The organism is Streptomyces solincola (assembly GCF_002982015.1).
Classification (GTDB): Bacteria; Actinomycetota; Actinomycetes; order Streptomycetales; family Streptomycetaceae; genus Streptomyces; species Streptomyces solincola.
The window spans coordinates 1-14,585 of sequence record NZ_PVLV01000002.1 but is presented as its reverse complement, the minus strand read 5'-3'; the positions used below and the strand labels follow the sequence as shown (position 1 = coordinate 14,585).

The 14,585-nt window shown below is 72.5% G+C and carries 6 protein-coding genes; 4 read left to right on the top strand and 2 right to left on the bottom strand.

The window, feature by feature from the left end; genetic code table 11:
- The first annotated feature begins 33 nt into the window (after positions 1–33).
- Positions 34–11,955 carry a UvrD-helicase domain-containing protein gene (locus C6N75_RS00065; protein ID WP_105866746.1) on the top strand — a complete coding sequence of 3,974 codons (11,922 nt, stop codon included), beginning with the start codon at positions 34–36 and terminating at the stop codon, positions 11,953–11,955.
- 12 nt (positions 11,956–11,967) lie between these two features.
- Positions 11,968–12,201, top strand: a complete 234-nt coding sequence (locus C6N75_RS00060; RefSeq protein ID WP_105866745.1) for a hypothetical protein — start codon at positions 11,968–11,970, stop codon at positions 12,199–12,201.
- Here C6N75_RS00060 and C6N75_RS00055 read toward each other — a convergent pair.
- Positions 12,191–12,439, bottom strand: coding sequence for a hypothetical protein (locus C6N75_RS00055; RefSeq protein ID WP_105866744.1), 249 nt, complete (start codon positions 12,437–12,439; stop codon positions 12,191–12,193). The genes C6N75_RS00060 and C6N75_RS00055 overlap by 11 nt on opposite strands.
- Positions 12,436–12,678, bottom strand: coding sequence for a hypothetical protein (locus tag C6N75_RS00050; protein WP_105866743.1), 243 nt, complete (start codon positions 12,676–12,678; stop codon positions 12,436–12,438). The genes C6N75_RS00055 and C6N75_RS00050 overlap by 4 nt, the downstream gene beginning before the upstream one ends.
- An 83-nt stretch (positions 12,679–12,761) precedes the next feature.
- Here C6N75_RS00050 and C6N75_RS00045 point away from each other — a divergent pair, with 83 nt between their 5' ends.
- Together C6N75_RS00045 and C6N75_RS00040 are read left to right on the top strand one after the other, a co-directional pair.
- The gene (locus C6N75_RS00045; RefSeq protein WP_105866742.1) at positions 12,762–13,379 is read left to right on the top strand and encodes a hypothetical protein; all 618 of its coding nucleotides are present in this window, start codon (positions 12,762–12,764) and stop codon (positions 13,377–13,379) included.
- A 107-nt stretch (positions 13,380–13,486) separates the two neighbouring features.
- Positions 13,487–14,585, top strand: a 1,099-nt coding sequence (locus tag C6N75_RS00040) for a 2'-5' RNA ligase family protein (protein WP_181160269.1), incomplete at its 3' end; no start/stop codon positions are given.

The following is a 14,585-nucleotide window of genomic DNA, read 5'->3' as shown; positions in this document are numbered from 1 at the left end:
TGCCGTTGTCGTCGTCCTTGGGTTCCGGCTTCCATGCGGCGGCGCTCCTCGTCCTCCAGCTCCCACAGACGACGTTCCAGGCGCCGCCGCTGGAAGCCGGAACCCAAGTACGACGACAACGGCAAGCTGGTCGAGCCGTCCCGTGGGGATACGGTGCAGGACCGGCTCGGGGGCTACGGCCTCAACGACGCCGAAGTCCAGGGCCTCGTCACGCGCGTGGAGGATCTGCCCGGCGCGAAGGAGGGCGGCTACTCCGATGAGGAGTGGGAGCGCATCAGCGCCGAAGCCTCCGCCCGCGAGGACTACCCGCCCACCGACGAGCAGAACATCATCATCGAGGGTGCGGCCCGCCGCGGCCTGAACATGGCGGTGATGGCTCTCGCCGGCACCGGCAAGTCGTCCACGCTCAAGATGCTGTCGCACCGCATGCCGGGCAAGAAGATCGTCTACCTGGCGTTCAACCGCTCGGTCGCCGCCGAGGCCCGCGAGGCACAGGCCCGCGGGGAGTACGCGAAGAACATGCTCGCCTCCACGGCGAACGCGTACGCCGCCCGGGTCGCCGACCGGCGCCTGAACGACCGGCTGCCCAGCAGCAAGGCCGGAGGCTTCAAGAAGCTCAGCGCCCAGCAGATCGCCGACCGCATGCGCTGGTACGACACGGTCAAGGCCGGGAACCGGGACCTCACCCCGGGCGGCGCGGCCACCGTCGCCGAGCGCATGATCCGCGAGTGGGCGAAGTCCGCTGACGCCGAGATGGGCCCGCAGCACATCAAGGCGAACGTCGAGGGAGACCCCCGGGACCTGTTCAACGCGGTCAAGCCGCTCGCTGACCGGATGTGGGCGAACCTCAGCGACCCCGAGGCCGGCGACCCCGACCGCGACCTGACGATGGACTTCGACTACATCGTCAAGCAGTGGGCGCTCGGCGGCTACAAGATCGACGCCGACACCCTGTTCTGGGACGAGGCCCAGGACGTGAACCCGGTGATGGAGGGTGTCGTCCGCGCCGCCCTCGACCAGGGCGTGCAGGTCGTGGCCGTCGGTGACTCCAACCAGGCCATTTACGGCTTCCGGGGCGCGAGTGACGCCCTGGCCAAGCTCCCCGTGGACGCGCGCGCCACCCTCACCCAGTCCTTCCGCTTCGGCCCGGCCGTCGCCGACGTCGGCAACCGGTTCCTGCGGCTGCTCGGCACCCGCATGCGGCTGAAGGGCTTCGACCGCAAGAACTCCCGCATCGAGCAACTGCACCCGGGCGAAGAGTCCATGGTCATCGCCCGCACCAACGCCGGCGTCGCGCTCGCCGCGGTGCAGGCCCTCACCGCGGGCCGCACCGTCGCGGTGTCCGGCGGCGTGAAGGCCCTCCAGGAGTTCGTGCAGGCCGCCCACGCCCTGGCCGAGGGCGAGGACACCGATCACGCCGAGCTGGCCCGCTTCAACGGCATGGCCTTCGACGACATCGTGGAGGAGGTCAAGACCGACCCCGACCTCCAGCAGCTCGCCAGCCTGTTCAACCTGCTGGAGAAGCACGGCGACGACATCGACGCTCTGCTCTCCTCCGGCTCCCGCCCGGCGGCCACCGAACTCGTCGGTGACCGCGTGTGGGTCCGCCTCGACTGGAACGACCCCAACGCCGGCGACCTGAAGCGGTGGCTCGGCGACGGCAAGAACAACGGCGTCGGCAAGCTCCTGTACGACCCGGCGACCCGCCGGTACTACTACGAGCCCGGCAAGCGCAGCGTGCCGTGGAAGTCGAAGACCCGCTCCGGCGTCCACAAGATCGACAACAAGCTGTCCCTGGAAGAGGCGCAGCAGCGCATCGACGCCCACCTTGCGAAGCTGTACCCGCAGGACGACAGCGACGACGGCAACGGCCGCCTGGTGCCCGAGCACGAGCCGCACGACGTCCTCGTGACCACCGCCCACAAGGCGAAGGGCCTGGAGTCCGAACGCGTCCGCATCGCCGACGACTTCAAGGGGCCGGAGGACAACGACGACGGCAACATCGACTGGGACACCATCCCCGACGACGAGGCGCTGCGCGTCGCGTACGTCGCGGTGACCCGGGCCACCGAAGTCCTCGACCCCGGCTCGCTCGGCTGGGTCTTCCGCGCCGTCAACGACGACGACCCCACCCAGCCCCCCAAGGGCGAGTACCGCCGCGACTTCAAGCTGGACGACTTCCAGACCGGCGACCAGGTCGACTTCGATGACGAGGACGGCACGCCGAACATCGGCACCATCTCCGAGATCGACCCGCCGATGCTCACCGTGGTCAGCACCAGCGACGAGCCGGGCATAGGCGGCAAGCGACAGGAGATCAGCCCCGCACAGGTGCGCCGCCGCAACGGCCAGGCCCGGCCGCTGCTGCCCGCGGCCACCGACGAGGAACTGGACCAGGCCATCGCCGGGGGACGCTACGGCTCCGGAGGCACCACCACGCTGGACGCCCAGCGAGTCCGCGACGATCTCGCCAACCTCAACAACGACGACACCAGCACTGCGACACCCGAAGGGAACACGGACACCCCGGCCCTGCCCGCCGCCGAGGATCGCGACACCCCGGCACCTGCCGAGACGAACACCCCCGCGGCTGCCCCGGAGCAGGATCTGCCCGCCAAGGACGACCAGGTGATGACGCCTGACGGCCTCGGGGACGTCATGGCCGTGCACGACGGAGCGGTGCTCGTGCGCGGGGACAGCAGCACCCGCGTATGGCCGCTGAAGGACGTGACTCGCCCCGACGGCACGCCGTTCGGAGGGGACCGTCGCGGCGATGACACGAAGGCCCGCAAGAACGCGGACGACATCACCCAGGCGTCGACCCACGAGGGCCTGGAGCTGTCCACGGGGCACCGCCTGCGCGACCTCGACGTGGAAGCCGGCCACGGCACCATCGTGGACGCGGACGGCAACACCGTCGGATGGGTCCGCGCCCGCATCGGCGACAACGGCCGCCGGTACTGGTGGGGCCAGGACGCCGACGGCGGCGCCCCGGCGGACATGCAGTGGCACGAGGAACTGCCTGACCAGGCCGGTGCCGCCCCTGTGCGCGCCGCGTCCATCGTTCGTGACGGCCTCGACTTCCTCCGCCAGAAGTACACCGGCGGGACGGACGAGAACGGCAAGCCGGAGCAGGCCAAGCGCACGCCGGTCACGCCGGATCGGGCCATCACCGAGATGACGCTCACCCCGGCTCAGGTTCGGGAGCTGAGCAAGCTCACCCTGTCCGGGAACCACGACGACGGCACGCCGATCGACACGCTGCCGTGGAACGCGGGCCACCGCCGCTACAGCCCCTACTCGGCCCAGGCCGGCGCCCTGGCTGCTGCGGCGCGCGAGGCCGCTGCCCAGCAGGACCAGAGCACCCCCGAGGGCCGCCGCAACCGGAAGGTGCTGCTCGGCGCCGCCAGCAAGATGGAGTTCCAGCAGTACGACTCCGCACGCAGGGCAGCGACGATCCCCGCCCCGGGCGAGACCGACCACTACGCCCAGCCGTACAAGCCGCGTGCCGAGGAGCCGGAGACGGACACCCCGGAGGCTCCCGAGGCTCCCGCAGGCCCGGACGCTCCGGCGGCCGAGCCGTTCGCGACCGATGGGGACTGGCGGGCCGCGATGGTCCCGGTCGACGCCGCCGAACTCCAGGTCCGTCGGGCGGCCGGCCGCACCTGGGCAAGCGACGACACCCCCAGCGGCGTCAACCTGCTGGGGCGGGCCGTCCTGGACGCGCTCGCCGCTCAGGAGGACAACGACCACGACGAGGCAGAGCGGTACCTGGTCGCCGCCCGCGACCACGCGGCCGGACTGCTCGCCACCCTGGAGGACGACGAACGCCAGGAGATGGAGGAGCCGCTGCGCCGGTTCCTCGACGTGACCGACACCCACCTCGCGCGGCACCGGGCCACCGTCCGCCAGCGGCGCGCCGAAGACCAGCAGCGCGAGGAGATCGAGGAAGCTGCCGGGGCGCAGATCAGGGAAGCGATCAAGCGCAGCACGGCCCCCGAGGAGCCGACCGAGGACGGCGTCGACCGCTCCGAAGTCGAGGGCATCGACCGGGTGAACGAGGGCGACTACGTCCGCGTGGAGACCCAGGACAGCGCGGGTAACGCCGTCGTCCGCGAGGGCTACCTGCTTGCCTCGCCGAAGAAGATCACGGCCACTCGCGACGGGCAGAGCATCAAGGCGTGGCGTCTGCACGTCGGTGCGCAGGGGGAAGAGCCCTCGGACGACAACGGCGTCTCCCTCCTGGCGGACGAGAAGGTGGAGCGCCTGACCGCGCCCGAGACCGACCAGCCCGCGGTCGGCTGGAAGGGCCCGGACGAGACCCGCGAGACGGTCGGTGAGCGCGGTGGCAAGACCGTGGAGATCGGCGAGATCCACGTCATCCCCGCCGAGCGGCGCTTCCAGGCCGACGAGGTTCGCCGCGCCGTCTACCTCGACGGCAAGCGGATCGGCTCGCTCCTGTACAACGACAACAAGGCCCACTTCACGGGCGGGGAGTCGTGGCGCGCAGACCACGCGCTGCACGGCTCCGTCGGTGAGCCGTGGTACCGCAGCAGCGACTTCGACAACGCGGCGCACGCCGCTGCCCTCATCGTCGCGGAATCGGACTCCGAGCCGGTCCTGAGCTTCCCCCGGGACGTGGGCGAGACCGCCCGTGCCGAACCGATCCGCCGGTGGGCCGGTATATGGGCGCAGCCGCAGCCGGCCGGGGTGCGCAACGTCTACCTCGACCGTGCGCTCGCTCACAACCGGGAAGGCTGGACGGCCAGCGCCGACCCCTGGTCCGTGATGCAGTGGATCTCCACGATGGCCGATGTCGAGCCGCTGGCCCAGTACGACGAGAACACCCGCCGCAGCCTGGAAGAAGCGCCCCCGGAGGGACGCCAGTTCCTCGCTGACCTCGCGGAAGATCTCCGCGCCACCGTGAGCAAGATGGGCGACGAGCTGCGCGCGGACCTCCGCCCCATCCTGATGGAGCACATCGCCACCCGGGCGGGGAGGAAGAAGGCTGCGGAACTCCGGAACCAGTTGGTCGAGGAGCGAGCGCAGAAGGTCCAGGCAGCGGTACGCGAGCAGATCGCCCGCGCTCGCGCCGGAGCCGCAGGGCACGGTCTCTCCGAGCAGCAGGCAGAGGACTTCATTGTCAGCGTGGTCGGCGGCGACAACCCCGACCAGAAGTCGTACGGCATCCGTGCCCAGTTCCCCGAAGCCATGCGCCCCCTCAACGCCGCCGTGTCGGACAGCGGCGCCTACTGGGCCGCCTTCGCCGGATGGGCCACGCAGGAAGACAGCTCGAACTGGGCCGGGATGCACTGGGCGAACGGCCGGCGGGAGAGCATCGGCGCGCCGATGGCGCCCTTCGCCGACGCCCGGACCGGAACCGGAGAGCTGAAGATCGGTGAAGCGGAGCTGCCCAAGGGCATGCGCTGGGCACGCGGCTCCGAACTCCGCAAGGGCGACATCTTCCACACCGTGAAGCACCCGCGACGCGGCACGACCGACGGCTTCGACGGCATGGAGACACCGAACTACGTCGTCCACACCCACCGCGGCGGAGTCGAAGGCGCCGTCCGCTCGGTGTCCATCGACGCCGACCACGGCCAGGACAGGGTGGGCCCGGACGAGTGGGTCGTGCTGGTGGAGAAGCCGGAGCCGAACGTCCGCAAGAGGGCGACGAACCGCGCGCGCACCGACATCAACATCGGCTGGGACGTGCCGGTAGACGACGAGACCTACGAGCTCGGCGGCCCCGAACGCGTGAAGGAGCTGGTGGCCCGAGCTGAGGTCACCGCTGACGACGGCGACAAGCCCGGCCTGGACCGAGAGTGGACCGTCAGGGTCGACGGTGTGGTGATCGGCCGGATCGACAACACCAACAAGGACAAGGTGCTGGAGTACGTGAGCATTTCCCCCGACGGGGAGCGCCGCGTATGGCACGGCAGGGACCTCGCCGCGGCCGGCCTCGTGGTCGCCCACGACAAGGCCACGGGCCGCGACGAGCAGGACGACGACACCCGCCGGGACGAGGAGCCCGAGGACCGCGGGCAGGACACGGAGGAGGAGCAGAACCAGGACGACGACCAGTCGGAAGAGGGGAACCGCAGCCGTCGGCGCGGTGACCGTGATGGTGCTGCACCCGACGAAGCGAGCGGCAACGGCGGCGACGGCGGCACGCCCAACCCCGACGCCGACAACGACGACCAGGACGACGACGCCGACGGCGGCGGCCCGGAGGACGGAGACGACGCGGATGACTCGGACGCCGAGCAGCGCCGCGACCGCCGCCGGCGCCGCGACCGCGACCGCGACAAGGAGCGCGGCGAACGCAACGGCGGCGCCCCGAACGGTGGCCTGCCGCACGTTCCCGGCCGTGACCGGGACCGCGACCGCGACCGCGAGGATGACGACCGCGACCGCTCGCCGAACGCCGGCGGGCCTGGCGGACTCGACGGCCTGAAGAACCGATACCGCTCGGGCGACAACCCGACCCCGGCCGGAGCCGACAAGCAGGAGCACGCCGCCTACCTGCGGCGCCTCGCGAACAACGACACCCTGACGCTCTCGCCGGGCGGCGGGCTCATCACCTGGTCCGACGACGACGGCCGCACCTGGCAGTTCGGCCACGCGGCCAGCGGCATGCACCTCGCCGGCTGGGAAGCCCTCGGCGAACAGATCGGCGGCCGAGACGGCGCCGTGCGGCTTGCCGACGCCTACGAGCAGCTTCGGGACGAGAACGGCAACCCGATCGACTGGTCGGCACCCGAGCTGGACGCGCAGGCCCTCCGGGCGTGGCGCGACGCCGACGGCAACCACATCGGTGCCGCGATCGACCAGGCGCGCCAGACCGCGGCAGACGCCGCCCCCGGCCTCCGCCGCCAGGACGGTAAGGACGACAGCAGCGCCCCGGAATCGGACGCGGGCCGTTCCGAGTCGTCCGGCGCGCAGACCAACGGGCAGCAGCCGGCCGATGGAGCGGCAGCCTCGAACCCGGGCAGCCCGGCTGGCTCCGCGCAGGGAGAAGCGGCGGATGCGCCGGAGGGAGCTGCGGACTCGCAGTACGTCCTCAACGCCACCCACGGCACGGGACGCCGCGGCGGCACCGTAGACGGCCGCCGCGTGCCGACGGCCAAGGAGATGGAGCAGTACGAGACCGGACCCAAGGGAGTCGTCAGCGAGGAAGGCGAGCGGGTCCTGTTCGGCTCGCCCGAGCGGATGCGCGCGGTCGCCGCCGAGGGCTTCAACCCGACGCCTGTCCTGCGCCTGGACCACGATGGTCAGATCTGGCGAGACGGCCGGCTGATCGGCACCCTGTTCGCCCCTCACCTGCACTCCTCGGGCGGGTCCTCTTCGGACGGTGAGTGGTGGAGCGAGCCGCCGTTCGCCAGCGACCTGACGAAGTTCGCCACCCGCGAGGCGGCCATCGCGCACCTCGTGCTGCGCGACAAGGAGCGCGGTGAGCCGGACCTGAGCGTCGTGCACCCGGACCTCGCGTGGACCATGAGGCACACGGCCCAGTCACTGGGCTTCCCCGGCAAGGAGAAGCCCTTCCGCGGGCTGGAGACCCTGGCCGACAACCCGGTCGACCTGGAGCGCTACTACGCGCTGCGCGCCCTGCTGGACGAACTCGGCCGCGGCGTGACGCCCAGCGGGAACGTGGCCGACGACCTGGCGCACCTGCAAGACGAACTGCGCTGGCTCGACGCCACGCACTACAAGCACCAGAAGCCCAACCTGAAGGACAAGTACATTCTCGGACCGGGCTGGCTGGCGGACCAGATCCGCGAGGACTTCGACGTCCTCCGCCCGGAGGACCCGAGGGCCCAGCACCACGACGCCAGCAAGAACCGCGCCGCCCACCAGTTCATCGAGGAGCTGCTGGAGAACGGCGGCAGGAACAACGCCGTGCGCGTGCCCATCTCCGAGATCCGCGAAGGCGACGTCGTAGAACTCGACGGGCGTATCACCGGCTTCTACGCCGGGTACACCGGCCGTCGGCTCGGCTACGTCATCGGCGAGCCGACGAAGGCCACCTTCAAGGCGTCCGGAGTCCGGTACAAGGGGTACCGCGTCACCGTCTCCAAGGACCAGTTCGAGGGCACGCGCCACGGTGCGAACGGCGACACGTTCATCATCCCGGCGGACGGCGGCACCGCCCTGCGTCTCGCCGAGGTGGAGGACGTGACCCTGCCGTTCGATCAGCACCGCTACGGGCGGCAGATCGGCGAAGGCCCCCGCACTGCGGCGGCCGACGACTCCTCGTCCAGCAGCAACGCCCCCGAGGCCGAGCGCCAGGACGACACGGCCGTCACCCCGGCCGCGACGGACACCTCCGCCCCCGAGAGCGGTACGGACGCCCCGCGGTCGGAGGACCGTACGGAACCCACCGCCGCGCGCACCACCCCGGTCCAGCCGCCCGCGGACCCGGCGGCCGACCGTCCCGCGCGCGCGGAAGGTGGCAGCGACGAACGCCGCCAGGATGCGCCAGCCGGCGCGCCTGACGCGACGCCGGAGCCCCCGGCCGCGCCGGAGCCGGTCGGTGGCCGGCCCGCCGAATGGGTTCAGGTCAGCGAACTCCAGCTCCGCGACCTGGTCCGGATCGACGGCGTCACCAAGCAGGGCAAGGCCCGTACGCTCGCCGGTCACGTCGTGGGCGGACCGAAGCTGATCCCGGTGACCAAGAAGGGCCGCGCCACGGACATGTACCGCGTCCTGGTCGCCGACAACCCGGACGCCCGCACCGGCAGTCCGGTGTACGTCATGCCGGACGCCGCGGCGGCTCGCGCCACCCGCGACGACGCCGACCAGTTCCAGGGCTCCCCGCAGACCGGCGCGGACTCCGACGTCCTGACCGGCCGGATCGCGGACAGCGTGCCCACGGACGCCCGAGGGAACGGTCTCTTCCCCGGCTCGCTCGTCACCGACGACGACGGCAAGGAAGGCGTGGTCACCGGCGCAAGCGCCAACAGCGTCCGCGTCCAGTTCGGCGACGACCGCACCGACGACAATCACTCACCCACCTCCCTCAACGTCACCGACGGCGGCGCGGGTCGGCCCTCCGGCTGGACCGCAGACGGCCGCCTGGTGCGCGACGGCAACGTCGTCGGCGACCGGGACGGCAACATGCTCGGCACCGTCGAGTCGGTGGACGGGGACACCGCCACCGTTGCCGCCCCGGACGGTATGAGGGATCTGCCCATCGCTGACCTGCGCGTCATCGGCGACACCGCCGACGGCGACAACGACCACAAGGTCTCCTCCGTCGAACCCACCCCTGCGGGAGACGTGCAGGAGGGCGACGTCGTCGTACGCGAGTCCCCTGACGGCCCGCGCACCGCCCGGGTTACCGGCCGGGAGGAGGAGGGCGAGCAGACTCACCTCGACCTGGAGGACACCACCACCGGCGAGACCGAGAAGGTCTCGACAGCGAGCGACAGCGACGTGCAGAGGGCGCTGGGGGCCGATGGCAACCCGCCCGAGCTGGGGCCCGAAGATGCTCCGGCCAGCGGCGACGAGATCACCAGCCACGAGCCGGCCCCGGCCGTCGACCCGGTCGCCGGTCCCACCGTGGACCCGCAGCTCTCCCCCGAGGAGCGCGACGCGATCACCGACCGTGGGCAGGCACCGGCCAGCGACCCCGACGCCCAGCAGGGCGCGGCTCGCGTCGCCAACGACCTGCCGCTCACCCCTGGGCAGGCGACCGCGCTCGCCGAGGAGCTGCGCGAGGGTGCCGACTCGGCAACCCCCGAGGGCCGAGCGGCGCAGCGGGCTGCCGACCACCTGGACGCCGCGGCGGGCAACGAGCCCGACGACGTCGACCAGCCGGAGCCGGGCACCGTGGGCTCCGTCGGCGAGGGAGACACGATCACCCTGCCGGACGAGTTCGACCCGGACACCATGACCGCGTACCGCGTCGTGCAGATCCAGGAGGCGCCGGGCGGGGTGCGGGTCCTCACGATCGAGGACGGGGACGGCATGCGCTTCAAGCGGTCCCTGGCGTCCTCCGAGCCGCTGTACCAGCTCCCCGAGCCGGAGGCTCCGGCCGCGGACGACGACGCTGAGCAGCGCGACCCGAACCCGGCTCCGGACGCGGGCAAGGTCCGCGCCGACTACGCGGACGCAGTCGTGCGGGCGGTGATCGACAGTGCCCTCGACGGCACGACCACGCCGGGCAGCATCCACCAGCTCCGCCAGCAGATCGCCGAACGGCTCACCCCCGAGGCGCTGCGCGCGGGCATGCGCAGGGCTCGCAACGGGGCGATGGCCGCGATCACCGACGCCGGGTTCGAGGGCCAGGAGCGCGACGACCTGGTGCAGTCGCTTCGGAAGGAGGCGGCCCGCGCACGCACGGACGCTGTTCGCGCCGCGGTGCGCACGCTGGACGACCTGGAGCCGCTGGACGGCGAGTCGGAGGAGGACACCGCCAGCCGCGCGGCCGACCTGCTGCGCCTCATCCCGGAGGCCCTGCGCACCCGGGCGGCTGGGGACGACAACACCGACGGGGAGGCGGGCGTGAACGACGACGTCACCCAGCACGCCGACGACGCCGTGGGCGAAGCTCTCCAGGCAGCCGCGGACAGCGGTGAACTCCTCACCCCGGAGCGTCGCGCCGCGATCGTGCAGCAGCTCGCCGCTCGTATGGACAGCAGCCGCAACGCCACCGCCCAGCGGATCGCCTCCCGGCTGCCCGAGGGGCAGCGCGCCGGCATCCTGCCGCACATCGTGGCCGGACTCGTCGCCATCGCGCGGAGGATCATTGCCCTGGTCGCGGCCTTCCTGAAGGCCCTGGCGAAGGCGTGGCGGGCCGGTCGCGAGAACCTGCGCCGGATGCGGGAACGTATCTCCCGGTTCCGTCAGGGCCTGATGCGGCGCATCCGGTCGTGGCCGGAGGCCCGTCGCCTGCGTCGCCTGGCCGCCGCGGGGCGCCTCCCGCAGCACGCCGATGGGCTGCCGCTCGGCGACCGTGTCGCCCACTGGGCGCGGCTCCTGCCCGCCCCGGGCCGGTTCGGTCAGGTCTCCCGCCGCGCCCGCTGGTACCGGCCGACCAGCCGCTCCTCCCTGGCTGCTGGCCAGCTCCCGGAGGTACAGGACGGCGTGCGCTGGACGATGGACCGCTCCGTGGACGGCGGGCCCGGCCCGCAGGCCCTGCGCCACCTCGCGGCCGTCCGTGCGGCCGGCCAGGACGTGGACACCGACGTCGTGGCCCGGCTGAGTGCCGCTGCGCCGGAACTTGGCGACGACCCGCACGGCACTGTCCGGCACGCCGCGAACTACGCCGACACCGCCGAGCGCCGCCTGCGCGACCTCGAAGCGGCGGCGGCCGGCGGCGCACCCGGCGCGGACCTGGAGGTCGCGGCGGCCCGCGTCGAGGCGCAGTCCGCACGGCAGGAAGCCGCCCGGCTTCAGCAGGCGTACGCCGCGGCGCTCCCCGACGCCGTACGGGGCACCCTGGCGGAGGTTCGCGAGATGGGGCCGGGCACCACGGCCACGCTGGTGACCACCCCGGACAGCGACTCGGACGCCGTGCGCGCCCTCACGGGCGTCGCCCAGTTCGTGCCCCGGGACTGGCTGTCTCCGACCGAGGCCCGGTTCCTCACGGCTCGCGGCGGCGACGCCGGCGGGTACGACCCAACCAGCCGGATCGCGACCGTCGCCGACCTTGGGGACGACGGCCGCCGTACGGCTGCGCACGCCCTGCTCGCGCACCTTCAGCAGCACTACCCGGATCTGCTGGCCGCGCAGGAGGCGTTCCATTTCACCCGGACCCACAGCGGGCGGGTGGGGGCGCGGCGCCGCACGTCGCTGGACAGGCTCCTCGCGCGTATGTTCCGCAACAGCAACGGTCAGGGCGACACCGGGAACCTGGTCCCGCTCGGCCTCGCGACGCTGTTCGAGGGCCAGTGGTACGAGGACGACGACCTGCGGGCTTTCCTTCTCGGACTGCTCGCCACCCGGTAGAAGGAGGACGGTATGAGGGTCATAGGCACGCTGGACGACGGTGGGGCCTACGACGTGGAGGTCACCGGTCGAGAAGACCGGCCGGTGGCCGGCTCCCGCCGTGTGCGGGCCCTGGTCGAGCAGTACACCGGGCAACCGGTCCTGCTCGGCCCGCTCGGGCCTCGGCGCGATCTGGAGCCCACGGACGTCACCGCGGTGCTCGCGCTGCTCCGCGACCGCACCCGGGTGGTGGAGGTCAGACAGTGATCGCGAACACCCAAAGGTGGGGGTCGGGGCCCGGCAGGATCACGTAGTGGACGATCGCGGTGCGCGTCGTGATGACGCGCACCGACTCGTCCATCTCGTACTTGTCGGCCTGCGGCCACGACCACGGGTCCTCGCAGGCGCGGACGATCGCCGCTTCAAGCTCGTCCCGGTCGGGGGTGGGCAGGTCACGGATGGTCCGGCCGACGTTCGACGCGAACCGCGCGGGGATCGCGCTCACCTGCTGAAGACCTCCGCCATGCTCATCGCGCCGGCCTCGGGCCGCCCGGCCTCATCCCACTGCCGGAAGGCTCCGCGCGCCAGTTCCCGGGCGCGCTCCTCGCGATCAGGAGCGCCCGGGGTCTCGGCCGCGCGCAGTACCCGCTGCACGTACTCGTCCACCGGCAGCCCGTAGCGGCGGGCAGACTCCGCCACCTGGTCCGCCAGGCGGTCATCCACGGACACCGTCAACTCAGTCATGCATCGAGAGTAGCGAGCGGCCGGGAGCCACGGCAGGGGATCAGCCCGAGACGTAAGCAGCCCCGGCCCGGACCCTGCCGCCCGTGGACTACGCATACGCCGTGAAGAACCTGCCCCAGCCCGCCGCCGACCCGGCCGCCGGCACCCCGGCTGCACCACCGCCACCGGAGATGCAGCCGCCCCAGGAGGACGACGCCCGCCCCTGGGCCGGAGACGTGTACGACGAGGGCGACGAGACCGACCCCGCGCAGGCGTACGCCGCTCTGTCCGGCCCGAACGGTGAGCAGGCGTGGCTCGACAAGGCTGAGGACGGCACCCTCACGGGCTGGGTACGAGACGAGACCGGCCAGGTCTGGCGGTACTCCGACCCGGACACCTGGGCCATCGACGTGGACGACGCCGGCATGCAGGAGACCGGCGGCAACCACGGTGAGCCGCCCGCCGACGGCACGCAGGACCCCGCCGTCGTCGACCCGGCGGCCACCGACCCGGGCGCCCTCCCCCCGGGCGACGTGGAGCCGCTCGATCTCGGAACCGCGGACGAAGCAGTCGACCCCGCTGCGGATGCAGAGGCCCCCGCCGACCCTGCTGAGGAAGACCCGGCCGCCGAGCCCGCCGAAGACTCGGACGGCGAGGAGGACCCCGACGCGGACGAGGACGACCCGGCGAAGAAGAAGGGCGGCAAGCCGCCGTGGAAGTGAGCCTCCGGCGCACGGGCACGGCCCGCCGTACGGCCAGCGCAGGACGGTAACCCCTCCGCGGGGGCACGGTGCGCACCGCCCGAGACGTCCGCCAGGAGGAACCCGCCGTGCCCCGTACCCCGCCGTCCAGCCGCCCGCGCCCGAGCAGGGGCATCGTCCGCGCCATCTTCGCCGTCACCGGCGTGGTGGACGAGGTCCAAGACCTCATCCTCCCCGGGGCGTTCACCCGCACCCTCGCCACCCGCCGGGTGAAGAGCGTCTGGCACCACTCCTGGAAGGACCCTGTGGGGAGCGTGCTGGAGGTCGAGGAGTGGATGCCGGGTGACCCGCGGTTCGCCACCATCCCCGGCGGCAGCGTCTGGCCGCGCGAGGCGGGCGCGCTCGTCGCCACGGTGCAGTTCAACATGGGGACGTCGTGGGGCCGGGACGCCTACGCGCAGGTCAAGCAGTGGCACGAGAACGGCGAAGCCGCGTTCTCCATCGGGTACAAGGTCACCCCCGGCGGCGCCTCCAAGCGCCACGACGGCGTACGGATCATCCACGACCTCGACTTGTACGAGGTCAGCCCGGTACTGCACGGTGCCCACCCGCTCACGCGGAGCCTGGAGGTGAAGGCGTCCGTCGGCGCGGACCACGGGGAGCTGGAGCACAAGGCGACCTGGTCGGCGGTCGAGCTGAAGGCCGCCGAGACGCAGACGGGCACCGGGGTGATGGTCGCGCTCCGGCTTCCACCCGACGTGGCTGCGAAGATCGCGCACCCCGAGGGCACCCCGGCCGAGCACCTGCACGTCACGCTCGCGTACCTCGGCGACGCCGCGGAACTCGGCGGCCACCCGGACGACCTCCGCGACATCGTCACCCCCGCCGTCACCGGCAGCAGCTCACTGGCAGGAACCATCGGCGGCCTCGGGCGCTTCCCCGACACCGGGGACGGAGAGCCGACCTGGGTGCCCGTCGACGTGCCGGGCCTCGCGGAGCTGCGGCAGCGCGTCGTGGAGGCCCTGCGGACGTCGGTGTACTCGGACAAGCTCGACGCCCGGCACGGCTACACCCCGCACGTCACCCTCGGCTACAACCTCCCGGACACCGAGCCCGTACCCGCCACCCCCGTGACCTTCGAGCAGATCGCCGTCGTCCGGGGCGGAGACACCTCCTTCATCCCCCTCGGCCAGACCGCCGCGCCGGCCCCCGCGCCGCCCCCGCCAC

Excerpts from the sequence above, each read along its gene's own strand:
- C6N75_RS00060 (WP_105866745.1), top strand. The coding sequence starts at position 11,968 with ATGAGGGTCATAGGCACGCTGGACGACGGTGGGGCCTACGACGTGGAG.
- C6N75_RS00065 (WP_105866746.1), top strand. The coding sequence starts at position 34 with ATGCGGCGGCGCTCCTCGTCCTCCAGCTCCCACAGACGACGTTCCAGG.
- C6N75_RS00050 (WP_105866743.1), bottom strand. The coding sequence starts at position 12,678 with ATGACTGAGTTGACGGTGTCCGTGGATGACCGCCTGGCGGACCAGGTG.